This is a genomic window from Erythrobacter sp. KY5 (assembly GCF_003264115.1).
Lineage (GTDB): Bacteria > Pseudomonadota > Alphaproteobacteria > Sphingomonadales > Sphingomonadaceae > Erythrobacter.
The window spans coordinates 554,918-578,321 of record NZ_CP021912.1 but is presented as its reverse complement, the minus strand read 5'-3'; the positions used below and the strand labels follow the sequence as shown (position 1 = coordinate 578,321).

General features: G+C 61.6%; 18 protein-coding genes. 10 read left to right on the top strand and 8 right to left on the bottom strand.

The genetic code is table 11. From position 1 onward, the window contains the following. Positions 1–94: 94 nt before the first annotated feature. Genes CD351_RS02815 through glnE form a run of 3 tightly spaced genes read right to left on the bottom strand, consistent with a single transcriptional unit; the run spans position 95 to position 4,083 of the window. On the bottom strand, positions 95–886 hold the full coding sequence (locus tag CD351_RS02815) for a ferritin-like domain-containing protein (RefSeq protein WP_111991213.1): 792 nt from the start codon (positions 884–886) through the stop codon (positions 95–97). Positions 887–892: 6 nt separating this feature from the next. After that, positions 893–1,366 (bottom strand): peroxiredoxin, encoded by a 474-nt coding sequence (locus CD351_RS02810; RefSeq protein WP_111991212.1) that lies wholly within the window; start codon positions 1,364–1,366, stop codon positions 893–895. Further along, positions 1,366–4,083, bottom strand: a complete 2,718-nt coding sequence (gene glnE, locus CD351_RS02805) for a bifunctional [glutamate--ammonia ligase]-adenylyl-L-tyrosine phosphorylase/[glutamate--ammonia-ligase] adenylyltransferase (protein WP_111991211.1) — start codon at positions 4,081–4,083, stop codon at positions 1,366–1,368. The genes CD351_RS02810 and glnE overlap by 1 nt, the downstream gene beginning before the upstream one ends. Positions 4,084–4,198: 115 nt before the next feature. Between glnE and CD351_RS02800 the strand changes: the two genes are divergently transcribed. Beyond that, positions 4,199–5,893: a M28 family metallopeptidase gene (locus tag CD351_RS02800; RefSeq protein ID WP_174214234.1), complete on the top strand. Its 1,695-nt coding sequence runs from the start codon at positions 4,199–4,201 to the stop codon at positions 5,891–5,893. A 16-nt stretch (positions 5,894–5,909) separates the two neighbouring features. Beyond that, positions 5,910–6,884 carry an agmatine deiminase family protein gene (locus CD351_RS02795; RefSeq protein WP_111993555.1) on the top strand — a complete coding sequence of 325 codons (975 nt, stop codon included), beginning with the start codon at positions 5,910–5,912 and terminating at the stop codon, positions 6,882–6,884. A 180-nt stretch (positions 6,885–7,064) separates the two neighbouring features. Here CD351_RS02795 and CD351_RS02790 read toward each other — a convergent pair whose 3' ends face one another. Genes CD351_RS02790 through thrS form a run of 3 tightly spaced genes read right to left on the bottom strand, consistent with a single transcriptional unit; the run spans position 7,065 to position 10,582 of the window. Continuing rightward, positions 7,065–7,799: a sulfite exporter TauE/SafE family protein gene (locus CD351_RS02790; protein ID WP_111991209.1), complete on the bottom strand. Its 735-nt coding sequence runs from the start codon at positions 7,797–7,799 to the stop codon at positions 7,065–7,067. Between the two features lie 8 nt (positions 7,800–7,807). Continuing rightward, a complete protein-coding gene (locus tag CD351_RS02785) occupies positions 7,808–8,563 on the bottom strand; it encodes a sulfite exporter TauE/SafE family protein (protein ID WP_111991208.1) in 756 nt (251 codons plus the stop codon). Positions 8,564–8,566: 3 nt separating this feature from the next. Next, complete coding sequence (gene thrS / locus CD351_RS02780) at positions 8,567–10,582, bottom strand: threonine--tRNA ligase (RefSeq protein ID WP_111991207.1); 2,016 nt, start codon at positions 10,580–10,582, stop codon at positions 8,567–8,569. Positions 10,583–11,112: 530 nt separating this feature from the next. Between thrS and CD351_RS02775 the strand changes: the two genes are divergently transcribed. From CD351_RS02775 to CD351_RS02765, 3 genes are read left to right on the top strand one after another with little or no spacing between them, the layout of a single operon-like run. After that, a complete protein-coding gene (locus CD351_RS02775; RefSeq protein WP_162627577.1) occupies positions 11,113–11,721 on the top strand; it encodes a hypothetical protein in 609 nt (202 codons plus the stop codon). Then, positions 11,718–12,317, top strand: coding sequence for a hypothetical protein (locus CD351_RS02770; RefSeq protein WP_111991205.1), 600 nt, complete (start codon positions 11,718–11,720; stop codon positions 12,315–12,317). The genes CD351_RS02775 and CD351_RS02770 overlap by 4 nt, the downstream gene beginning before the upstream one ends. Continuing rightward, positions 12,314–12,505, top strand: a complete 192-nt coding sequence (locus CD351_RS02765) for a helix-turn-helix transcriptional regulator (RefSeq protein ID WP_111991204.1) — start codon at positions 12,314–12,316, stop codon at positions 12,503–12,505. The genes CD351_RS02770 and CD351_RS02765 overlap by 4 nt, the downstream gene beginning before the upstream one ends. Positions 12,506–12,570: 65 nt before the next feature. On the opposite strand, the gene CD351_RS02760 is transcribed toward CD351_RS02765, so the two are convergent. Together CD351_RS02760 and CD351_RS02755 are read right to left on the bottom strand one after the other, a co-directional pair. Next, positions 12,571–12,834, bottom strand: coding sequence for a hypothetical protein (locus CD351_RS02760; RefSeq protein WP_111991203.1), 264 nt, complete (start codon positions 12,832–12,834; stop codon positions 12,571–12,573). Between the two features lie 52 nt (positions 12,835–12,886). Then, positions 12,887–14,563: an alkaline phosphatase gene (locus CD351_RS02755; RefSeq protein ID WP_369880819.1), complete on the bottom strand. Its 1,677-nt coding sequence runs from the start codon at positions 14,561–14,563 to the stop codon at positions 12,887–12,889. A gap of 83 nt (positions 14,564–14,646) precedes the next feature. Between CD351_RS02755 and CD351_RS02750 the strand changes: the two genes are divergently transcribed. The 5 genes from CD351_RS02750 to CD351_RS02730 all read left to right on the top strand — a co-directional run bounded on the left by CD351_RS02750 (position 14,647) and on the right by CD351_RS02730 (position 23,403). After that, positions 14,647–15,378: an alpha/beta fold hydrolase gene (locus CD351_RS02750; RefSeq protein WP_111991201.1), complete on the top strand. Its 732-nt coding sequence runs from the start codon at positions 14,647–14,649 to the stop codon at positions 15,376–15,378. A 14-nt stretch (positions 15,379–15,392) separates the two neighbouring features. Continuing rightward, the gene (locus CD351_RS02745; RefSeq protein WP_111991200.1) at positions 15,393–16,259 is read left to right on the top strand and encodes a tetratricopeptide repeat protein; all 867 of its coding nucleotides are present in this window, start codon (positions 15,393–15,395) and stop codon (positions 16,257–16,259) included. After that, positions 16,256–17,248: an LLM class flavin-dependent oxidoreductase gene (locus CD351_RS02740; protein WP_111991199.1), complete on the top strand. Its 993-nt coding sequence runs from the start codon at positions 16,256–16,258 to the stop codon at positions 17,246–17,248. The genes CD351_RS02745 and CD351_RS02740 overlap by 4 nt, the downstream gene beginning before the upstream one ends. Before the next feature lie 125 nt (positions 17,249–17,373). Further along, positions 17,374–22,095: an NAD-glutamate dehydrogenase domain-containing protein gene (locus tag CD351_RS02735; RefSeq protein ID WP_111991198.1), complete on the top strand. Its 4,722-nt coding sequence runs from the start codon at positions 17,374–17,376 to the stop codon at positions 22,093–22,095. A gap of 63 nt (positions 22,096–22,158) precedes the next feature. Further along, complete coding sequence (locus CD351_RS02730; RefSeq protein WP_111991197.1) at positions 22,159–23,403, top strand: NAD(P)/FAD-dependent oxidoreductase; 1,245 nt, start codon at positions 22,159–22,161, stop codon at positions 23,401–23,403. Position 23,404 lies beyond the last annotated feature (1 nt).

Below are 23,404 nucleotides of genomic sequence, written 5' to 3'. Positions count from 1 at the left end.
TTTTTCATGGAACCTTCGTGGTCCCAGAAGCGTATGCAAATTTGTAAAGGCTGTCCCTGCGCCTTCGTGTGGGGTCAGTTATCGGTGCGATTCGTTAATGCGCAACTCCTTCATAAAAGTCCCGCGACAAACCGGCTGCAAGACGGGCTGAGTCGTTAAACGGCGGCTTAATAGGCCCGCGAAAGTAGGTGCTCACCAGCGTTTTCCACGCTTCGGATGGCTCCTGACCCGCAGAATCGACCACTCGTAAAAAGTGCTTGGTGCCAAAGCCGACATGGCGAATCTCGTCGTCAAGGATACGAGCGAGAATCTTCGCGCCATGCTCGTCTCCTGCACCGCGCACGCGCTCAAGCGTGGCAGGAGTGACGTCCAGACCGCGCGCTTCGAGAACCATCGGTACCACGGCAAGACGGGCCGCGACGTCGTGACGCGTGTCATGCGCTGCCTGCCACAGGCCGCCATGGGCTGGCAGTTCGCCATAGCGGCTGCCCAAGCTCTCCAGCTTGCGCGCCAGCAGCGCGAAATGCATCGCCTCGTCAGCGGCAACCCATAGAAAGTCCGAGACAAACTCTCGTCCCATCTGCGCTCCGAACCGGCCCGCCATATCGAGCGCGAGGTCGATCGCGACGAATTCGATATGGGCAAGGCTGTGCCACAAGGCGATGCGTCCGCGCTCCGATCCGAACTTGCCGCGTTTCGGCATGCGGTTGGGAGGCAGCAGCTCGGGATGGTCAGGTCGCGCCGGCTCGGCAGGCATCGAGACGTCAAATTCAAACGCCAGTTCGCCTCGTCGCCAGCGGCGCGCGACATCACGCGCGGCAAAGCATTTGGCACGCGGCTGCCCCGTCAGCAGCGCGGCCCGAACAGCTGATGCAACAGTTTGCACGAGAACCTAGAGCGCCTTGGCAGCGGCCAGCACTTCCTCGGCGTGACCTTTGACCTTCACCTTGTTCCAGACCTGCGCAATCGTGCCGTCAGTGCCGACGAGATAGGTGGTGCGCACCATGCCCATATAGGTCTTCCCGTACATCTGCTTCTCGGTCCAGATACCAAGCGCGTCGGACAGACCATCCTCTTCGGCATCGGTCGCCAGCGGCGTCTTAAGGTCATGTTTCGCGATGAAGTTCTGGTGCTTCTTGGCCGAATCCTTGCTGACGCCGAGCAGTTCGACACCAGCCGCGTCAAACTCGCTCTTTAGCGCCGTGAAGTCCTTTGCTTCGGTGGTGCAGCCCGGCGTGTTGTCCTTCGGGTAGAAGAACACGACCAGTTTCTTGCCCTTGAAATCGGACGGTTTGACCGTGCCACCATCGGGAGTGCCCATTTCGATATCGGGCATTGCATCGCCTGCCTGGGGTAAATCGCTCATCAATCCAGCTCCAATATCTGTTCGAAACTTTGCGCCCAGCATTTCGCGACGGTTGCGCGCGCCTGATTGAGCCGGGCTACGAGATCCGCGTAGCTATCGCACTGACACGCTCGTGCAAGCGCTTTTGCCGCGGCAGGTGGCGGTTTCGATCCTTCGGGCGCCAGCAGACGCCCTGCCACCAGCAGGTCGGTCATAAGGTCATAGGAGGGCCACAGCGCCTCATCGACTAGGCCGGCTTGCGTCAGGGCAGGGATCGCCTTGGCAAAGTCAGGCGCGAGCATCTGCGGATTGCCGCCTGCTAGCTTGGCTGCGTGGCGCAGTTGCAGGAAATGGACGAGAAATTCGACATCCACCAGGCCGCCCCGCAGCAGCTTGACGTCAAGTTCTCCGCGAGCCGGTTTGTGCTTGGCAATATCCGCACGCATCCCGAGTACGTCATTTCGAAGATCCGAGGGATCGCGCTCCTTGCATTGCACCTCGGCAATAACCGCTTCGACCTGCGCACGCGCACCGTCCGACCCTGCAAGAACCCGGGCGCGGTTGATTGCCATATGCTCCCATGTCCAGGCATTTTCGCGTTGGTACTTGGCGAAAGCCTCGACCGAGACCGCAAGCGGGCCCTGTTTGCCCTGCGGACGCAGGCGCGTGTCGACTTCGTACAGAACGCCCTGCGCTGTCGGTACAGAAAGCGCAGCGCTTACCCGGCTGGCGAGGCGATTGTAATACAGCGTTGCTCCAAGTGGTTTCGGCCCGTCCGACTGATCGGAAAACTCTCCGGTGAACAGGTAGATCATGTCGAGATCCGAGGCATGGGTCAGCGCCCCGCCCCCTAGCCTTCCAAGCCCGACGATCACCAGCTCGCTGTTTTCGATGGTGCCGTGCTTCCGGGCAAATTCGCGCATCGCTGCTTCGCGGGCGACATGGATCGCGGCTTCTGCGGTTTGCGAAAGCGCCGCACCGATCTGCGACGGCTTGTATTGCGCAGTGACCAGCCCCACTCCAAGCGTAAAGCGCGCCTCGCTGGTTTTGTGCCTGATGCAGTCGAGCTGCGATTCGTAGTCATCGCGCTCTGGCCCCTTGCGCATTTCTTCGAGCGTTTCTGCAAAGACATTGTCGAACCGGATCGCCTCGCGATCGATCAGGACATCTAGCGTTTCGGGCCGCCTTGCCAATTCATCTGCGAGCGTTGGCGAGAGTGTCAGGGCTGCAACCAGACGACCGAGCATGTCGGGTTCCGCCGCCAGCAAGTGAAACAACCTTATCGCGGAGGTCGTGCGCTCAAGAATACCCTGCCACCGAGCGAGCGCGCGTTCGGGGTCATCGCTCTTCGCGATTTCCTCCAGCAGGCCGGGCAGCATCCGATCGAACGCCTCAAGCGCCTGTGGGCTTCGGATCGCGGCATATCGGCCATCGCGCCATTCCTCGATCCGCGCAGCGAGGCTTTCCGGGTTGTCGAAGCCGAGCCGGGCCAATTCGTCGGCGCGCTCGCTTGGCGCAGGGGGGACGGGGACCGAACGCTTCTCCTCGCCGATAAGCTCATCATAGACAGCCCCGGTTCGCTGCGTGAGCTCGGTTAGCTCTTCGACCAGATCGGCGGCGCTTCGCATTCCATCGAGCCGGGCGACGTTGTCGAGCGCCGCACCGTCGGGAAGAGAGTGGGTCTGGCGATCGTTCAACATCTGCAATCGGTGCTCGATCACGCGAAGTCGGTCATAGCCTTCCCCCAGAACCTGCGCATGGTCGTTGTCGATACGGCCCGCCTGAGCAAGCGCATCGAGCGCCTCTCGCGTTCCCCTGACCCTCAACGAGGTGTCGCGGCCACCATGGATGAGCTGATGTGTCTGAGCGAAGAACTCGATCTCGCGAATGCCCCCGCGACCGCGTTTCAGATCGAAGCCGGGGCCGGGGCGTCTTGGTCCATCGTGGCTTTGCCGGATACGCAGTGTCAGGTCGCGGATTTCCTGAATGGCCCCGAAGTCTAGGCCCTGTCGCCAGACAAAGGGTGCGATCTCCGTGAGAAACGCGCGACCAGCCTCCACATCGCCAGCAGCCGCGCGGGCCCTTACGAAAGCAGCCCGCTCCCACGCCAGCGCCTGCCCGTGGTAGTGCGTAAGCGCCGATGAGCGCGGCACCACGAGGGGGCTGATCTCGGCTGCGGGCCGGAGCCTGAGGTCGACCCGCAAGACGTACCCTTCGGCGGTGTTTTGCGACAAGATCTTGATGATCCGGCGAGCGTATCTTTGCGCGACCTCGCCGGGATCGTCGCTCTCGCGGCGCGGAAGCGTTTGCGGATCGTAAAGCAGGATCGGGTCGATGTCTGAGGAATAGTTGAGCTCGCGCGCGCCCTGTTTGCCCAGCGCCAGGCCTATCATTCCGTCAGCGCGTTTTGCCCCAGTGCGCTCGGCGATGGCTGCATGGATCGCTGCGTCGAGCGCGTAATCGGCAAACCCGCTGAGCTCGGTTACAACCTGCGCGAGCGAGAATGCGCCTGCAAGGTCGCCGATCGCTAACGTTGTCGCGAGACCAAGCCTGTGGCGACGAAGGGCGATATCAATGTCTTCGTGATCGCCGCGCCCGCGAGACCAGTCCAGCGCCGCGTCGCCCCGCCCTTCGGCCAGCAGATCCGCTAGCTCTATCTGGCGGACGAGCGAGCGCGCCAGAAACGGCGCAAATTCGCGCGCGCGCTCAAGCGCTCCGTACCAGTCGGGCTCTGCCATGCGCCAAGTCTTTGGCGATGCATGGACCTGCGCGCAAGCCGCTTGCGAGCCAGCGCCTGCTCTGCGACAAGCCGCCCTCACAGACACATAATCGGATGCGAGAGAGGAAGATTCGATGATTAGACGCGCAATGGCGCTTGGCGCCGCCGCGCTCGCGCTCGCGGGATGCGATGCGATGATGGGCACCGGCGAGGAAGCACCTTCGCTCGACATTCCCGAGGTGGAAGCCGGCGAGCTTTCACAGGCCACCATGGTCGACATCACCCGCGAACTTTCAAGCGATGAATTCGAAGGCCGCATGCCGGGCACCAAGGGCGAGGAACTGACCGTCGCACTGCTGACCGAGCGTTTCGAAGCCGCAGGCCTTCAGCCGGGCAACGGAGACAGCTGGGTGCAGGAAGTCCCGCTGATTGAGATTACGGGCAAGAACTTCGCCCCGCTCACCATCACCAATGGCGAGACGGATCTGGTCTATGATTTTGGCTCGGAATGGGTCGGCGTGACCTATCAGGAGGAAGCGCGCACGCAGCTGGCCAACAGCGAGATGGTGTTCGTGGGATACGGCATCAACGCGCCAGAGCGTGGCTGGAACGATTATGAAGGCGTCGACGTCACCGGCAAGACCGTGGTGATCCTCGTCAACGACCCGGACTACGAGACCGAGGGGCTCGAAGGCACTTTCAACGGCCGCGCGATGACGTTTTACGGGCGCTGGACCTACAAGTATGAAGAGGCCGCTAGGCAGGGCGCTGCCGCTGCGATCATCGTCCACGATACCGAACCGGCAAGCTATGGCTGGAACGTGGTCGAAAGCTCGTGGTCTGGCCCGCAGGCCTATGCCGCGCGCGGCGACAACCCGCCGCCGCTCACCAAGATGAATGGCTGGGTCCAGAAAGATGTTGCGCGCGAAATCCTTGCGGCAGCGGGACAGGATCTCGACGAGCTGTCGGCAGCCGCCAAGACCGAGGATTTCCAGGCGGTCGAACTTGGCATGACTGCCTCGACCAGCTTCGAGAACGATTTCCGCACCTTTAGCTCGCAGAACGTGATCGGCGTGCTGCCCGGTCTCGAGGCTCCCGATGAATACATCATCCACACCGCGCACTGGGACCATCTTGGTCGCTGCACACCAGCGCCTGATGGCGACGACATCTGCAACGGAGCGGTCGATAATGCGACCGGAACCGCGGCTCTCGTCGCGCTGGCGGAAGCGCATGTTAAAGCGGGCGCGCCTCGTCGCAGTCTGGTCTTCCTCGCGGTAACTGCGGAAGAATCGGGTCTGCTCGGCGCATATTACTATGCCGCAAACCCCGTCTTCCCGCTCGACCAGACCGTTGGCGGCATCAACATGGACGCGTTTCTCGTCGCAGGGCCATCGCAAGATGTGACCGTGGTCGGTCCCGGCAAATCGCAGCTTGACGAGTTCCTCAACGCCGCACTCGAAGCCGACGGCCGCACGCCCACGCCCAACCCGAACCCTGAGGCAGGCTATTACTATCGCTCAGACCACTTTGCCTTCGCCAAGGAGGGCGTTCCCATGCTCTATGTCGATGGCGGCGAGGACCTGGTCGAAGGTGGCCGCGAAGCCGGCGCTGCGTTGGCGGAAGAATACCGCGCCAACCGCTATCACGGGCCAAAGGACGAGTTCGACGAAAACTGGGACTGGTCGGGCGTGATGCAGGACCTTCAACTGTTCTATCGAATTGGCCGGATGATGGCGATGAGCACCAGCTGGCCGAACTGGAACGATGGCGACGAATTCCGGGCAATCCGCGATGAAAGCTGCGCCAGCGCGGATAGCGGTTGCTGAAGATCAAGGTCGGTTCATGGCTTTTCTGATGCCTCCTGAATGGGCGCCGCAGGAATGGCTGTGGATCGGCTTTCCGCACCTCGCAGAGGAATGGCCGGGCTGGCTTGTCCCTGCGCAGGAGCAGATCGCTGCCTTTGCGAATGCGGTTGCCGAGAGCGGGCAGGAGGTTCGCCTGCTGGTTCGCGATGCCGACAACGAAGCACGCGCAAGGTGGCTCGTGACCGACAAGGTCACGCTTGAACGGCGGACCTATGGCGATATCTGGCTGCGCGATACGGGTCCGCTGATCGTTGCGGACGAGGGTGCCCGGTCGGCGGTAAGGTTCGGCTTTAACGGCTGGGGCGGCAAATACCTGATGCCAGGTGACCGAACCATAGGCGAGGAATTGGCGCGGGATGCTGGGCTTGCGGTCAGAAATTCGACCATGGTTCTTGAAGGCGGGGCGTTGGATGGCGACGGCACCGGACTGGTCGCCACGACTGAACAATGCCTGCTCAACCCCAACCGCAACCGCAAAATGACGCGCGCGGAAATCGAAGCAGAGCTGAACGTGATGCTCGGTTTCGATAGGGTGCTTTGGCTTGGAGATGGCTTGCGGTGCGACCACACCGATGGACATGTCGACAATCTTGCGCGGTTTGTCGCACCCAATCGCCTGGTCGTCCCGCGAGCGACTGGCGAGGATGATCCGAACGCGGCAATCTATGCCGATGCCAAAGCGCGTGCGGAGGAATTCGGCGTTGAAGTCGTGACAATCCCCTCCCCGGGCCGGATTGAGCGCGATAGCATGATTGAACCTGCCAGCTACGTGAACTTTGCAATCACATCACATCTCGTCGTGGTCCCGACTTTTGGCTCGCCCCATGACGAGGATGGCGTTGCCGCGATTGCCGCGCTGTTTCCCGATCGCGAAACCATCGGCCTGCCAGGGGGTGCCGTGCTCGCGGGCGGCGGCGGCTTTCACTGCGCCAGCCAGCAAATGCCGGCCTGAAAAGAGCACTTAACGCGGCGTTAGGATTTTTGCGCGATCCTTGCGCCTTATGAGTAAAGCCGTTGCCATCACCCGTAATGCTTTCGCAGAAGCGCGCCGCCGTAAGGCTGATGCGCTGAGCAGCGCGATCGTGCTCAGCTGCGGTGCGGCGCTTATTTTCGCCGGACGGGCGCTTCCCTTCTAAAGAAGCTTCCAGCCCGCACCGAACGCGGCTGCTCCCAGCACCAGCGCTGTTGATACCTGCCATTGGCGCGCGGTCACGCGTCCATAGGCCTTGTGACCCAGCCAGTCGCCGATGAGGACAGCAGGAAAGAGTGCGAGTGCAAAGGCCGCTTCGCGCCACGAACCGATACCAAGCACAATGAAGAAGACCGCAGATAGCGGGGTCAGCACGACGAATATCGCCATCATGGAGGCACGCGCGCTCGCTGGCTCGAGCCGACCTCTCAAGTAGAACGGTGCCATCCCCGGACCGGGCATGCCTGCGAACCCTCCGAAGAACCCTGTCGCCAGACCGGAGATAGCCATCGCTGGCCTGCGCGGCAAAACGACGGTGCCGAGCGGAACGATCACAAGGACAAATGCACCGAGCGACACCGCCGCGATCATCACTCGCGCCCAGTCAGGCGGCAAGGCGACCAGAGCCCAAAGGCCCAGCGGCATGGATGCAAGGGCGATCAGCGTGATGGGCACAGCCGAGGGATCGGCATCTCTGCGGATACGGCCAATGTCGGTGAGCCCGATCAGAAACAAGGAGACGATCCCGACCAGGACTGCGGAGGATGGAGCGATCGCCAGTTGCAGCACCGGAACGAGGATGACCGAGAGGCCAAATCCTGCAAGTCCGCGCACAAATCCCGCCGCTGTGGCTGCGACGAGAGCTACGATGATCGCTTCGGGAGAAAAACCGAACATGCTTGCGTCTAGATCAGCTTGATCAGCGCAGCGAGGGCTGCGGCCCCCAGCACCACGCCCACACAGGCACGCCAGACCGGATCGCTGACCTTGCCGAAAGCGAGGCTGCCTACCCAGTTGCCCAACAGCACGAGCGGGAACAGCACGAGGCCAAGAGCAATGGTGCGCCATTCAAGCACCCCTATCGCTGCCCCCGATCCGATGCCGGCCAGCGCCGCGAGGCCGAAGATGCCGATCATTGAGGCTTTGGCCGTCATGCGCGGGATGTCTCTTCCGACAAAATAGGGAACGACCGGTGGGCCGGGCATGGCCGCAAAACCTGTGAGCAGTCCTGCCGATATGCCCACCGCCCCGGTTGTCACCGGACCCGGCGCCTGCGCCCCGCGTTTGGGCAGCAGGATTGCGAAGAATGCGGAAAGCGCGATCAGTGCAATCAGCAGCCGCGCGATGTCCTGAGGCGTTGCATCAAGCGCCAGCAGGCCGGGCGCGGTGAACAGCACCACCAGCACCCCGATGGTGAGCGCCGAGCGCTCGGCCTCTCGCAGGATCAGCCGGATCTCGGTCAGCGCAAGCAGCCCTGCCATGATGTTGATCGCCAGCACCGCCTGCACCGGCGTCAAAGCGAGAGCGAGGATCGGCACAAGCAATATGCCAAAGCCAAACCCCGTCAGCCCGCGAATGAATGCCGCTCCAAGCGTCGCCGCGACGGCGATCGCGATCTGGACCGAGGTAAAGCCGGCCAGAAATTCCGCGATCAGCTCCAAGACCTAGTCGCGCAGATCGGGTGGGGTCGCAGCCTCGGTCAACATCGCGATGGCTTCATCGAGGCTCATGACGCGCTGTTCTTTCTCGCCGAGAGTGCGGATAGCAACGGTGCCTTCCTCGGCCTCACGCTTGCCGACGACCAGCAGGTGCGGAACCTTGGCAAGCGAATGCTCGCGAACCTTGTAGTTGATCTTCTCGTTGCGCGTATCGGCCTCGACCCGGATGCCCGCCGCCTGCAGCTTGGCTACCGCCTCGTTCGCGTAGTCGTCCGCGTCCGAGACGATGGTTGCGACCACCGCCTGTATCGGCGAAAGCCAGCTCGGCAGGCGGCCGGCATAGTGTTCGATCAGAATGCCGATGAAGCGCTCATAGGAACCGAAGATCGCGCGGTGGAGCATCACCGGGCGGTGCTTTTCGCCGTCCTCGCCCACGTAAGTCGCATCGAGCCGGTCGGGCAGCACGCGGTCGCCCTGGATCGTGCCGACCTGCCAGGTCCGCCCGATTGCGTCGGTGAGGTGCCATTCGAGCTTGGGCGCATAAAACGCGCCTTCGCCAGGGAGTTCCTCCCAGCCATATTCCTCGTTCATCATACCGGCTTCACGCACGGCATCGCGGAGTTCCTGCTCGGCCTTGTCCCAGTCCTCGTCGGAACCGAGCCGCTTCTCCGGGCGCAGTGCGAGCTTGATCGCGAAGGTGAAGCCGAAGTCCTTGTAAACGTCGGCGGCCAGCTTGCAGAAGGAGCGGACCTCTTCAACCACCTGATCCTCGGTGCAGAAGATGTGCGCATCGTCCTGCGTGAACTGGCGCACGCGCATCAGCCCGTGGAGCGCACCATGCGGCTCGTTGCGGTGGCAGCAGCCCATTTCGCCAAGGCGGATCGGCAGGTCGCGATAAGACGTGATGCCCTGCTTGAAGACGAGAACGTGCGCCGGGCAGTTCATCGGCTTGATCGCCATCCACTCCGCATCGTCGGCGACCTTGGGAGCCTCCGCCGCCGCGCCCGTATCGTCGACCTCAGGCACGATGTCGGGGACTGCGAACATGTTCTCGGCATACTTGCCCCAGTGGCCCGAGGCGGTCCACTGGCGTACATCCATCAGCTGCGGCGTCTTGATCTCGCGATAGCCTGCGCCGTCCATCTTGCGGCGCATATAGGCCTCAAGCTCGCGCCAGATGCGATAGCCCTTGGGGTGCCAGAAGACGCTGCCATGCGCCTCTTCCTGGAGGTGGAACAGGTCCATTTCGCGGCCGAGCTTGCGGTGGTCGCGCTTGGCCGCTTCCTCAAGCCGCATGAGGTGCTGGTTGAGCTGTTTTTTGTTAAGCCAGCCGGTGCCGTAAATGCGCGTCAATTGCGCATTGCGCTGATCGCCGCGCCAGTAAGCGCCTGCAACCCGCATCAGCTTGAACGCCTGGGGGTCGAGCTTGCCGGTGGAGGCAAGGTGGGGACCGCGGCACATGTCGAGCCAGTCATCGCCCGACCAGTAGACCGTCAGTTCCTCGTTTTCGGGCAGTTCCCTGGCCCACTCGGCCTTGAACGCCTCGCCCTCCGTTTCCCATTTGTCGATCAGCTGCTGGCGCGACCAGACCTCTCGCCTCAATGGCTTGTCGGCCCTGATGATCTCGCGCATCTTTTCCTCGATCGCGGGGAGATCATCCATGCTGAACGGCTCGCGCGAAGGCGGGGCCATGACATCGTAATAGAAGCCATCGTCGGTCGCAGGACCGAAGGTGATCTGCGTGCCCGGATAAAGCGCCTGGACCGCTTCGGCCAGGATGTGCGCGAAATCGTGGCGCGCAAGTTCAAGCGCGTCCGCCTCATCCTTCGAGGTGATGAGCGCAAGTTCGCTGTCGCAGTCGAACGGTCGATTGATGTCGCGCACCTCGCCGTTTACGCGCGCGGCAATCGCAGCCTTAGCGAGGCCTGGCCCAATCGCGGCGGCCACGTCGGCAGGCGTCGAGCCAGCTTCCATTTCGCGCACCGATCCATCGGGCAGGCTGATCTTGAGCAATTCGGTCATTCTTCAAATCCGTCTCGTTTCGCCGCGCCCTGCCACAAGCAGGCGCGCACCGGAAGGGCGGTGTGCCAGTTCTTTCGCGATTTCGGGAGGACACCGCGCCACCCGAAACCGGGTGGCGAAAGCGCTGGACCTAGCCCAGCCGCGACCGCCCCCGGAAAACCGAGGTTGTCGTGGTGGTAGTGGTGGTCAGCTGCTTGGCCATGTCGGACTAGATAGCGATCCATGGTTGCAATGTCATTACGCCAGTTTCCGCTTGAGGCAGAACGGAAAGCCTCCGCTCCACTTTGGAAAGGGAGCTTGACATTTACGCGAATCAATGACAAGTGTCCTTTCCATAGTTGAAAGGGAGCTTTACCAATGACCCAGCAATCAAAATCTCTCCTATGGGCAGCGATCATCATCTCTGCGGCGCTTATCTGCGTTGGAATTGACCTGAACACCGCCGCGTCATTCGGCGTCGTCAGCGGATTGACGGGAGCAGCTTGGGGCTCACTAAGCGGCGATCTGGGATGTGGACGGAGCTGTCTGCTGTGACGCAGCTACAGGGAAATGCCTGGCGTACGCCCGGGCCATGGATGGGCCTGACCATCGGCGCCGCTGCTCCGATCTTCGCGCTGGCCTCCGCTGGCGCGATAGGGACCGGACTTGCCGCCGCGCTCATGATCGTACCGCTCGTCTTCGGCATCCAGATGATTCGAACCATCAGAAACCCTGTCGACGTAAACGTATATGGCAGCGAAGCCTTGCGGAACTACAATAACCGGATGCTGGCCGCGAGCATGGCTTACGTCGTGGGGATGTTGTCCGGGGTATGGCTCTACAACAACGTTGAGCTTAGCAAGCCGCTCGCGTTTCTGGCTGCGCTCCTGCCGACGGTCCCAGCGCTCGGCATGGTGTGGGCGATGGCGCGTTATCTGACCGATGAAACGGACGAGTATCTACGCCACCGCGCCAGCCTGTCGGCCATGATTGGCCTCGGCTTCGTGCTGGTTGCAGGAACCGTATGGGGCTTCATGGAAACGTTCGGTGTCGCACCACACGTGTGGGCATGGTGGGTCGTCCCCATCTTTGCCATCGGCCTAGGCATCGGTCAGGTCGTGATTGCGAAGAGCGAACGGTGGCAAGGGGGCGACGAATGACCCAGATAGAAAGCAAGTCAGTAAACCGGTGCCTTGTCGCAGCGGTCTCGTCTGTGATCAGCGCGCTCGGCTTGCTATTCCTCTGGAAGTCCGACGCTATCAACACCACGACCGCTTACATTCTCGCGATCGTACCGGTTAGCCTGATGGTCTTCGCCTTTGTGCGATCCCTGCGCGGTGCATCGCGCAATGGTCCCGCTGCAAAACGCTACCTCACGCGGCTTGCGATCACGATGGCGTTCTATCTCATCACGCTTTTCATGGCCGAGCATTTCATCGAGGATATGGGGGTCACAGGACCGCTCGCAGTGCTCCTCGCGCTGCTCCCGGGCCTGTCCTTCGCTGGCGTGATCTGGATTTTCGGAGCCCTCATCGTCGAGGAGCAAGACGAGTTCTATCGCATGCTCTACGTCCGGCAGGGCTTGATCGCGACGGGCGTCGCGTTCACGCTCGCCGCAGTGTGGGGTTTCCTTGAAACCTACAAGATCGTCGAACCTGTGGCTGCGTTCTGGTGGCCCACGCTCTGGTGTGTTGGCATCGCCATCGGCGCGGTCGCGAACAAGCTCAAATACGGCACATTCGGTGAGATTCGATGAACAATCGCCTCAAGGTCCTTCGTGCCGAGCGGGACTGGAGCCAACAAGATCTTGCCGACCGGCTCGGTGTAAGTCGGCAGAGCGTGAATGCCATTGAAAAGGGAAGATATGACCCGTCGCTCCCGCTGGCATTCAACATCTCGGAGGTGTTCGGTCTTCCGATCGAGCAGATATTCAGCCGGGATTGAACGCAAAAAAGGGGGCGGCAAATCGATTGCCGCCCCCATTTTTATCTTTGTTTGAACCGTGTCGTTCAAGCAGCCGCAGGTTGCGGAACGCTCGCGACGGGCGCGGTGTCGTTTTCGGGCTGAGGCAGTTCCTCATCGCCCTTGGTCTTTTTGAGCATCTTGTTGACGACGTAGCCGCCTACGCCCAGCGCGACCATGCCGGGAATGGTCAGTCGGCTGAGCACGAAAGGTGCCGCTGCGCCCAGCATCGCCCCCGTGGTTCCGCCGATCCCGCTGGTTTGTTTCGCGATCTTGCCGCCTGCGACGGCTCCGATAATCTTGCCAAGCATTGCATGTCTCCTTCTGCATTAGCTTACAGGGAGGCGCGCAGTTGGTTCCAAATCAGCCAGTTATCGTATTGCTGCCAGCCTGCGTGGTGATGCGTTTGGTTCCAGCCAGCTGGGTTGAGCGTTGACGGATGCCCGAGACAAAGCGGTACTCGGTCGTTGCTGCGCCGGGCGTCAGTTCGACGGTCATATAGCCGCGTTGCGACGTGTCAGCCCAATGGAGTTCCTTGTTCGTCGCAACCACCGCAGCAGCCAGAGTTTCAGGCGGTATGGCCGACAGGTAACTTTCGAATCCTGGTGAACTGACGGAACAGACACCGATCTCCACGCCCACATTCTCATTCGCATGACCGAGGTTGAATGCCCAGCCATTATGCGTGTCACCGGCAAGCACGAGCAGGTTTGCATCAGCCGCCAGAGCGCTTTCGAACACGCGGTCTCGCGCGGCGGGATATCCGTCCCATGCATCCATGTTGAGCGGCAGTCCCGCCTCGGCTGCGAGGGACGATGCGATCAGGCGACGGCGCGCATATTCCGGCAGGCTGTCACCGATCAGATCCAGCATTCCGCGAGGCGAGGATAGCTTGCCCATCAAAACCTGCTGCACAAGGACCTGCCACGTCGCCCCGCGCGCCTTTGAAGACTGGAGGGCTCCGGCCAGCCATTCTTCCTGAGCGGCGCCGAGCAGTTGGCGTTCGGGATTGGCGTACTCGGCCTCGCGGAAGGCGGCGAGCGCAGCGATCATCGCCTGCGGATCTTCCTGCCCTTCGATTACCTTGCCGATGCTGAACTGTTCCTCGCGCCCTTCGAGCCGGGTATCGAGTCGGAACAGGGTCGCAAGGTCGCCGATATCGTATGCGCCATACGGCTCATCCGAGACAGGCATCCATTCGCGATAGACGCGCTTCGCCACGGCCTTGCGAACCGACCACTCGCCTTCAGTTTCCGGCTGATGGTTTTGAGCGCCATCTTTCCAACTGTCGTTAGTGCTCTCGTGATCGTCCCAGACAGCGATCATCGGAAGGACCTGGTGCAGCCGCTGCAAGTCGGGATCCTTGCGATAAGTCGCGTAGCGCAGCCGGTAATCGGCCAGCGCGACAATCTCGGTCTCGGGCATCAGGCTGCGCTCGGGGTGGCGATTACTCGCATCGGGGTAAGTCCCGCCGCCATATTCGTAGATATAGTCGCCGAGATGCACTGCGAGGTCGCAATCATTCGCTTCGGCGGCATGCGCATAGGCATTGAACCAGCCGAACCCGAAATTCGAGCAAGAGAAAACTGCAAGCTTGAAGGAGGGCGTCGGCCCTTGCGGCAAAGTGCGCGTGCGACCGACCGGCGACATCGAGCCGTCGGGCGCAACAAAGCGGTAGAAATACCACCGGTCTTGGGCAAGGCCGCTCGCCATTGCCTTGGCACAGAAGTCGCGATCGGGGCTGGCCGTGACCTGCCCTTCGGCTGCTACGTTTGAAAAGTCGGCAGCCTCGCTAACCTGCCACTCGAGCCTGGTTTCAGCGTCTCCGACGTAGCGCGTCCACAAAAGGACGCTGTCGGATTGCGGTTCGCCGCTCGCCACAGAATGCGTGAACCCTGTCCCGAATGTTCGCGCTGTCGCCGGTGTGGCCGCAATCGCCGCCGTTGCGCCAGCAAGCGCGAAAATGCCGCGGCGCGAGACTGCCATGGCGGATTGATCGGTCGGGCGAGCGGGCTGTCCAGCGGGTTCGGTCTTGATCATGCGCTTTGCGTTATAGCGCAGTTCTTTCGTCACTGTGACACCTATTGCGCCAAACCCGTCTAAAAGGGCATGAAGCTCCCGCAATGACCGACACCCAGTTTCACGAAATGCCCGATGGCAGACGCATCGCTTATCGATTCTGTCCCGGCGAAGGGCCAACGCTCGTCTTTCTGCCCGGCTATATGTCGGACATGTCGGGCGGCAAGGCGAGCGCGCTTTTTGAAGAGGCGCAAGACGCCGGTCGCGCGGCTCTTCTTCTCGACTATTCCGGTTGCGGCCAAAGTGACGGTGCGTTCGCCGATGGCACGTTGTCCAGGTGGCGGGACGAAGTGTTGGCGCTGATTGAAGCATATGTTGGTGGGGATGTGCTTCTCGTCGGCTCATCCATGGGCGGGTGGCTCATGCTTCTGGTTGGCGAGGCGCTGGGGAGGCGCCTTGTCGGCATGATCGGCATAGCAGCCGCGCCGGATTTCACCCGTTGGGGCTATTCACCCGATCAGCGCGAAACGCTCTCCCGCGGCGGGATCGTCTACGAAGATAATCCCTATGGCCCCGAACCAACACCGACCCATCCCGGCTTCTTCGCCGATGCCGAGCAATTGCTGAGGCTCGACAGCGAGATCGCCATCGACTGCCCTGTCCGCCTGCTCCATGGCCAACGTGACCAAGACGTGCCGTGGGAGACGAGCGTCAAACTCGCCGCAGCGCTACGTTCGGACGAGGTACAGCTTTGCCTGATCAAGGACGGTGACCACCGGCTTTCGCGCGAAACCGATATCGCGCTGCTGAAGGCACAGGTTGACGGTTTCTATTAACGGACAGGCATAAAGTGGCATTACTTCCCTCACTCCTCGTTCTCGCGCTTCAAGTCGGGCCGAATCCCAATGCCGGGGCATTGCCCGGTGTACCTGATGAATTGCTCAACCGGCCCCCTCGTCCTGGCGAAGAGAGTGCAGCGCAATCGCCCGAAAGCGCTTGGCTCGCAGCGTGCCTTGAGCAAGTCACCGTAGATCCCGCACGCGCGCACACGCTTGCTCAATTGCGGCGCAATGAAACCACGTCAACCAATCGCATCCTCGCCAATCATTGCCTTGGTCTGGCCGCAACCGAATTGTCTTTATGGAACGATGCGATCACCGCATTCAAAGCCGCCCGTGACGAAACGCCTGACGAGGAGATGAGCGCGCGCGCACGTTTCGGGACGATGGCAGGCAATGCAGCGCTGGCGAGCGGCGATATCGGCGGCGCAAGAGCGATCCTGGAAGCAGCCAAACGCGACGCGCAAATCTCTGCTTCTGCTGAATTGCAGTCTATCGCCGCGACCGACCTTGCGAGGACACTCGTTGAGCTTGGCGAAAGCGATGCAGCGCTCGCCGAGCTTGAAACCGCGATCACGTTATCACCCGACAGGGCCGAGGGCTGGCTGCTCAAGGCAACCCTGCTGCGTCGTCTGGAGCGGCTTGACGAGGCGCAGCTCGCGATTGAGCGCGCGGGACAGATTGCCCCCACCGATCCGCAGATCGGTCTGGAAGCGGGAGTCATCGCGGTCCTTGCAGGCAGAGACGAAGCGGCACGGGCAAGCTGGCAATCGGTCATCGATATCGCGCCCGGTGATCCGGCGGCTTTGTCCGCGCAGGACTACCTGTCGCAGCTGGGCCCGCCGCCGACAGCCACTTCGCCGCAGGAGCCATCATGACCGAATTTTCCGTGCTTGACCTTGTGCCAGTCCGCGAGGGCGGAAGCGTAGGGGAGGCGTTGCAAGCGAGCACCTCGCTCGGTCGCAAGGCGGAAGAATTGGGCTGCAAAAGGTTCTGGGTTGCGGAGCATCATGCGATGGAAGGGATCGCGGGCGGGGCAACCTCTGTCGTGCTCGCGCATATCGGCAACGCCACCCGCCACATCCGCATAGGCTCGGGCGGGATCATGCTTCCCAATCACACGCCTTTCCAGATCGCCGAACAGTTTGGGACACTCGACGCATTGTTCCCCGGTCGCATCGACCTTGGCCTTGGCAGAGCGCCCGGCGCAGGCCCCGAGCTCCAGCGCGCGCTGCGCAAGAATCTTCAACAGGCTTCCGAATATTTCCCTCAGGATGTGGTGGAGCTGCGCGCGTTGCTGACAGGCGATGTTGAATTACCGGTAAAGGCCACGCCAGGCCTTGGCGCATCGGTCGAATTCTGGATGCTGGGTTCGAGCCTGTTTGGTGCGCAACTGGCCGCCAGACTGGGCATGCCGTATGCATTCGCCGCGCACTTCGCACCTGATCATCTCGACGAAGCGCTCGATTTGTATCGACGCAATTTTCAGCCTTCCGATGCCCTGAGCGAGCCGCGTGTCATGGTCGCGATGAATGTTTTTGCCGCCGATACGGATGAGGAAGCCCGGACCATTGCATCCAGCCAGCAGCAGGCCTTCGTTGCGCTGCGCAGCGGCAATCCCGGCAAACTTCAGCCTCCTATCGCGGACTATCCCTCGACGTTGCCCGCACCTCACCGCGCTATGCTAGACCATGTGGGTCAGGCCTCGGCAGTCGGAAGCCGCACGACAGTGAGGGATGAGATCGAGCGCTTCATCAAGCGCACTGCGGCGGACGAGATCATCTTGTGCGGATCGACCTACGATCCGGCGGAGCGCGAGACTTCGCTTGAGATTACGATCGAGGCTTGCGCAGCCGTAGCGGCATAAGCACTTGCCCGGGCTGTTCTCGCTTGCACCAACTCTCCAACTTCCTGTAATGCGGCAAGCACGATACAAATAACCCGGCACAATAATATTATACAGCTGAGACCGGGAGCAGGAGCAGTCAGGCGATGAGCGCAAAACCCTCAGGCGCAACCAAACCCGCACCCGCAACCAAGCGGAAAGCCCCTCCCAAAGCGCTGGTCAAGCAGGTGCAGAAGCATCTTGCCTCCGCGATCCTGCCCGGCGACACACCGCTTGACGGTGAAGCGATGGAGGAAGCTGCGGAGTTCCTGCTTACAACCGCTCATATCCGCCAACCGGCGCGGTCCGCGCTAAAGCTGCAATCCGACACGTCCGAGCGGCGCCTTCGCATCGCCATCGTCAATGACGACATGCCGTTCCTGGTGGATTCGATTGCGGCGACGATCACCGCGCACGGGCTCAGCATCGATCAACTGATTCACCCGGTCGTGGCAGTAGAGCGCAACGAGGCTGGCGAGCTTACGGGATTGACCTCGGCAGGTGGAAAGGGATCGCCTGAAAGCCTGATCTACATCGAAACGCCTCGTGTCGATGCACGTCAACGCCGCGAGCTTCTTGCCGACATCAAGCTGACGCTGGGTGATGTGCGCGCGGCGGTAAGCGACTGGCCGAAGATACAGGCCGCGATGCAAGCTGATGCGGAAGCGATTTCGGATAAGGATTCTGAAAGCGCGGCCTTTCTCAAATGGCTCAATTCCGGCATGCTTACCCAGCTTGGCCATGTCGTCCGCACACGCTCTGGCGAACAGACCAATGCGCTCGGGATCTGTCGCAAGAGCGCGAGCGAAATCCTTGCCGATACTTCGTTCGACCGGGCGTTCGAATGGTTCGATGCGCGAGGTTCGGATGGCACGCCGCGCCAATTGCTCGTCATCAAGGCGAACCGTCTTTCCAACGTGCACCGCCGCACTCCGCTTGATCTTTTCATCGTGCCACAACGCGAAGGCGGCGAGGTAACGGCTCTCTCGATCCATGCCGGCGTCTGGACAAGCGCCGGGCTCGCAACGCAGCCAAGCGGAGTTCCGATCCTGCGCAAGTCGCTGAGTGACATAATCCAGGCGCTCGGCTTCGACCCGCAGGGCCACGCTGGCAAAGCGCTCGTGCACGCCTTCACGACATTGCCGCATGACCTTCTGACCGGTTTCAGGCCAAGCGATATCAAGCGCCTGGCAACCGCGATGATGAGCCTCGTCGATCGACCGCGCCCGCGCGTTGTTCTCGTGCAGGCCGCGCTTGAGCGGCACGTCTTTGCTTTCGTATGGCTTCCGCGTGATTTTCTCTCGACCGGTGTGCGTCTCCAGATCCAGGACCTGCTCACCAAGTCCACCGGTGTCGACATGCTCAGCTGGAGCCTCGAGGTTGAAGGCTCGACGCTGGCGATGCTTCAATTCCTGCTCGATTCGCGTTCAACCGGCCGGATGCCAGACGCCGAGAAGATCGAGAGCGAACTTATCGACCTCCTCAAAGGCTGGAACGAGGCGGTTGAGGCTCATCTGGCCGATGCCGATGAGAGCTCGAGAGTCGCAGCAATCGCCCAGCGTTATGCCGGAGCCTTTCCGGGCACGTATCGCGCCCGCTACGGAGCCGGCGAAGCTGCACTCGACATCATCGAATTGCGCGCAATCGCAACTGGCGACAATCCCGATGCACGGTCCTGCCGCTTGTATACCCTTGATCACGATCCGGTCGGCGATCTGCGGCTCAAGATCTATCACACGACCGGCGAAATGGCGTTGTCCGATGCGGTCCCGGCGCTTGAAAACTTCGGCTTCCGCGTTCTCGCTGAGATGCCCACACGGCTTGATGACGGCAAGCTCGGCACAATTCACGAATTCACGCTCGATCTTCCGCCCGGAACCGAGGTTGGCGACCTGCTGGACCGGCGCGACACCATCGAGACCGCAATCGCAGAAGTGCTCAACGGACAGTCAGAAGACGATCCTTTCAACCGTCTCGTGGTCGCCACCGGGCTGAGCGCGCAGCACGCGATCTGGCTTCGGGCGATCTATCGCTATCTCCGCCAGACGGGGATGGGCTTCACGATTTACACCGTAGTCGACGCTCTTCAGCGTGCGCCGGGTGTTACGCAGGCAATGATCGACCTGTTCGCCGCCCGCCATGACCCTGATTTCGAAGGCGATCGTGAAGCTGCGATTGCAGCGGCGGTCAGCAATTTCCAGCGCGGCCTCTACAAGGTCAGCGCGATCAACGACGATCGTCTGCTGCGCCTCTATCGCGCTGTCATCGACGCGGTTTTGCGTACCAACGCCTTTGCTCAAGCGTCGGACGAAGCGCTCGCTTTCAAAATTGATTCCTCGCTCGTTCCCAACCTGCCCAAGCCGGTGCCGTGGCGCGAAATATTCGTCTATTCACGGCGTGTCGAAGGCATTCACCTTCGCTCGGGCTCCGTGGCTCGCGGCGGACTTCGCTGGTCCGACAGGCGTGATGATTTCCGCACCGAAATCCTCGGCCTGATGAAAGCGCAGAAGGTGAAGAACGCCGTCATCGTGCCGAGCGGCGCGAAGGGCGGCTTTTACCCCAAGCAACTGCCATCACCGGCGATCGACCGCGATGCCTGGGCCGCTGAAGGTCAGGCGAGCTACGAAGTGTTCATCCGCACGCTGCTGTCTGTCACTGACAACATCGTGGATGGGAAGGTGGTGCACCCCGAAGGCGTCCATGTTCTCGATGGCGAAGACCCCTATTTCGTGGTCGCCGCCGACAAAGGCACCGCGCGTTTCTCCGACATTGCCAACGGCATTGCAGAGAACGCCGGTTTCTGGCTGGACGACGCCTTCGCGAGCGGTGGTTCCAACGGTTACGATCACAAGGCGATGGGCATCACCGCGCGCGGCGCGTGGGTCAGCGTGCAGCGGCACTTCCTTGAGATGGGCATCGACGTCCAGAAAGACAGCGTCACGGTTGCGGGCTGCGGCGACATGTCGGGCGACGTGTTCGGCAACGGCATGCTCCTGTCCAAGGCGATCAAGCTGGTTGCAGCCTTCGACCACCGTCACATTTTCATCGACCCCGATCCGGATCCGGCAACCAGCTGGAAAGAGCGTAAGCGCATGTTCGAACTGCCACGCTCGAGCTGGGAGGATTACAATCCCGATCTCATCTCGAAGGGAGGCGGCGTCTATTCGCGCGATCTCAAACGGATCAAATTGTCCAAGAAAGCGCGTGACCTGCTCGGCATCGAGGAAAAGGACATCGAGCCCGACGCCCTGATCAGCGCGATCCTCAAAGCGAAGATCGACCTGCTATGGTTCGGCGGCATCGGCACTTATATCAAGGCTGAGAGCGAGAACCACATTCAGGTCGGCGACCCTTCGAATGACGCCTTGCGCGTTGATGCGCGCGAAGTTGGCGCGAGAGTGATCGGTGAGGGCGCGAATCTCGGTATCACGCAGGCCGGGCGCATCGCCTATTCGCTTGCCGGAGGGCGGATCAACACCGACTTTATCGACAATTCGGCAGGGGTCGATTGCTCGGATAATGAGGTGAACATCAAGATCGCACTCGCCGCCGCACGGCGCGACGGCGACCTGACCGAGGCAAAGCGCAACAACCTGCTCGCCAAGATGACCGACGAGGTTGCCGACATCGTGCTCGAAGACAATCGGCTTCAGGCGCTGGCCCTTTCGATCGCCGAAAGCGGCGGGCCTGGGGCGACGTCGTCATACATTAGACTGATCGAGCAATTGAGCGAGATGGGAGCGCTCGACCGGCGCAATGAAGGGCTCGCCGATGCCGAGAGCTATGCTCGCCGCGCTGCTGACGGGCGGGGTCTGACACGGCCAGAACTCGCGGTGCTGCTGTCTTCTGCAAAGCTCGCATTGCAGGACGCCATCGAAGCAAGCGGTCTTCCCGATGATCCCATTCTGGAAAGCAACCTGATCGCGATGTTCCCCGGCCCGATGCAGAAGAAGTTTGCCGGACATATCAAGGATCACCGCCTGCGGCGCGAGCTTATCGCGACAGACCTGTCGAACCGCATCGTGAACCGGCTGGGTCTGATCCACGCGTTTGAACTACCCGAGGAAGAGGGTGTCGGCCTCGCCGATGTGGCGGCAGCCTTCGTGGTTGTTGAGCGCCTGTTTGATCTCAAGTTGCTTTGGCGAGACATCGACGCCCAAGCAATGAGCGAAACCGCTCGCATTATCCTTTTGGACCGTCTCGCTGCTGCGGTCGGCAACCTCATGTCCGACGTGCTGCGCACCGGCGCTGGGCGAGTGGAAGCGAGCGCTATGATCGATGCGCTCAAGGCAGGCGTGCGCAAGCTTGCCGACCGCCGCGCAGACCTTCTCGCTGGCGAAACACGAGAGCGCTCGGAAGCGTTGCGCTCTCATTTCGTGGAAGAAGGCGCCCCTGAAGCTCTCGCCAACCGGGTGGCTGACCTGTTTGATTACGACGGCTCGATCGGCCTTGCGAGCCTGGCGCTGAAAACCGGCATTGACCCGACTGTCCTGACCCGAGCCTTCACCGATATTGGCACGCGCATCGGCCTCGACTGGGCACAGGCGACTGCTGCGCACATGACGCCTTCCGATATCTGGGAGCGCTTGCTGGTTGATGGTCTCGCGCGCGATTTCCAGCATATGCGTCTGGAGTTCCTCGCAAAGCTCATGCGGCGCAAGGGCGGTAAAGACGACCCGCAAGGTGCCATCGCCGACTGGGCCGAACGCAACAAGGATGCCGTGACGCAATTCCGCGCTATGGTAGCGCGCGCCCAGTCGCGCCCGCCTGTCGCCCCTGCGGTGCTTGCGCAGATCGCAAGTCAGGCTCGCAACCTCCTTGAACGGTGAACCCATCTGGCGGACCGGGCCGCACTTGACGCGGACCATGGTTTCGGGCGAACGCCCCTGCCCATGAACGCAACTGGTACCACTTCGGCCGATGTCGTTATCGTCGGCACCGGACATGGCGGCGCGCAAGCTGCCATTGCGCTGCGCCAGCAAGGGCACGAAAGCTCGATCCTGATGATCGGGCGCGATGCCGAGCCGCCTTACGAGCGACCGCCGTTGTCGAAAGAGTATCTGGCCGGAGACAAGAGCTTCGAGCGCATGATGATCCGCCCGGAAAAGTTCTGGGCTGACAAAGACATAGAGCTTCGCCTTGGCTGCGGGGTCAGCGAGATCGACTGGATGCGCCACGAAGTGACGCTCTCCGACGGCGCGAAGATCGCTTACAGGAAGCTTATCTGGGCCGGGGGCGGCGACCCGCGCCGGATCGACGTTCCGGGCGCCAGCCTCAAGAATATCTTCTGCGTGCGCGACAAGCGCGATGCCGACGCCATGATGACAGCCCTCGAAACCGGTGCAAAGCGTGCGGTGGTGATCGGGGGAGGCTATATCGGCCTTGAAGCCGCTGCCGTTCTCAGAAAACTCGGTTGCGAGGTCACCTTGCTCGAAATGCAGGACCGGGTACTCGCCCGGGTCGCCGGCGAAGAGCTTTCGCGGTTCTACGAAGATGAGCATCGCCGTCAGGGTGTCGATATCCGGCTGTCCCAGCGAATCTCGGAAATCCTTGGCGAAGAAGGCAAAGTGACCGGCGTTCAACTGGAAAACGGCGAACAGCTCGCCTGTGATATGGTGGTGGTCGGCATCGGGATCGTGCCAGCCGTGGCACCGCTCATCGCAGCAGGCGCGGCGGGCGCAAACGGTGTGGATGTCGACATGTACTGTCGCACGACGCTCGATGATATCTATGCGATCGGCGATTGCGCGGCTCACGCCAATCCGTTTGCCGAGAGCGCGGTCATCCGGCTTGAATCCGTGCAGAACGCAAATGACATGGCAAACACCGTCGCGCGCGCGATCATGGGCGACAAACAGCCCTATCACGCGCTGCCCTGGTTCTGGTCGAATCAGTACGACCTCAAGCTCCAGACCGCGGGTCTCAGTCTCGGTTACGATGCCACAGTGGTGCGCGGCGACCCGGCGGATCGCAAGTTCAGCGTGGTCTACCTCAAGGAAGGCCGCCCGATCGCTTTCGACTGCGTCAACGCGATGAAGGACTACGTACAGGGCCGCAAGCTGCTGGAACGAGGCATCGACAAGGTCGACCCGGCGCTGCTGGCCGACACGGATATCCAGCTCAAGGAACTGATATAGC

Coding starts and splice junctions, on each gene's coding strand:
- CD351_RS02800 (WP_174214234.1), top strand. CDS start 4,199: ATGATTAGACGCGCAATGGCGCTTGGCGCCGCCGCGCTCGCGCTCGCG.
- thrS (WP_111991207.1), bottom strand. CDS start 10,582: ATGACCGAATTGCTCAAGATCAGCCTGCCCGATGGATCGGTGCGCGAA.
- CD351_RS02755 (WP_369880819.1), bottom strand. CDS start 14,563: ATGATCAAGACCGAACCCGCTGGACAGCCCGCTCGCCCGACCGATCAA.
- CD351_RS02795 (WP_111993555.1), top strand. CDS start 5,910: ATGGCTTTTCTGATGCCTCCTGAATGGGCGCCGCAGGAATGGCTGTGG.
- CD351_RS02810 (WP_111991212.1), bottom strand. CDS start 1,366: ATGAGCGATTTACCCCAGGCAGGCGATGCAATGCCCGATATCGAAATG.
- CD351_RS02790 (WP_111991209.1), bottom strand. CDS start 7,799: ATGTTCGGTTTTTCTCCCGAAGCGATCATCGTAGCTCTCGTCGCAGCC.
- CD351_RS02760 (WP_111991203.1), bottom strand. CDS start 12,834: ATGCTTGGCAAGATTATCGGAGCCGTCGCAGGCGGCAAGATCGCGAAA.
- CD351_RS02750 (WP_111991201.1), top strand. CDS start 14,647: ATGACCGACACCCAGTTTCACGAAATGCCCGATGGCAGACGCATCGCT.
- CD351_RS02770 (WP_111991205.1), top strand. CDS start 11,718: ATGACCCAGATAGAAAGCAAGTCAGTAAACCGGTGCCTTGTCGCAGCG.
- CD351_RS02730 (WP_111991197.1), top strand. CDS start 22,159: ATGAACGCAACTGGTACCACTTCGGCCGATGTCGTTATCGTCGGCACC.
- glnE (WP_111991211.1), bottom strand. CDS start 4,083: ATGGCAGAGCCCGACTGGTACGGAGCGCTTGAGCGCGCGCGCGAATTT.
- CD351_RS02765 (WP_111991204.1), top strand. CDS start 12,314: ATGAACAATCGCCTCAAGGTCCTTCGTGCCGAGCGGGACTGGAGCCAA.
- CD351_RS02740 (WP_111991199.1), top strand. CDS start 16,256: ATGACCGAATTTTCCGTGCTTGACCTTGTGCCAGTCCGCGAGGGCGGA.
- CD351_RS02735 (WP_111991198.1), top strand. CDS start 17,374: ATGAGCGCAAAACCCTCAGGCGCAACCAAACCCGCACCCGCAACCAAG.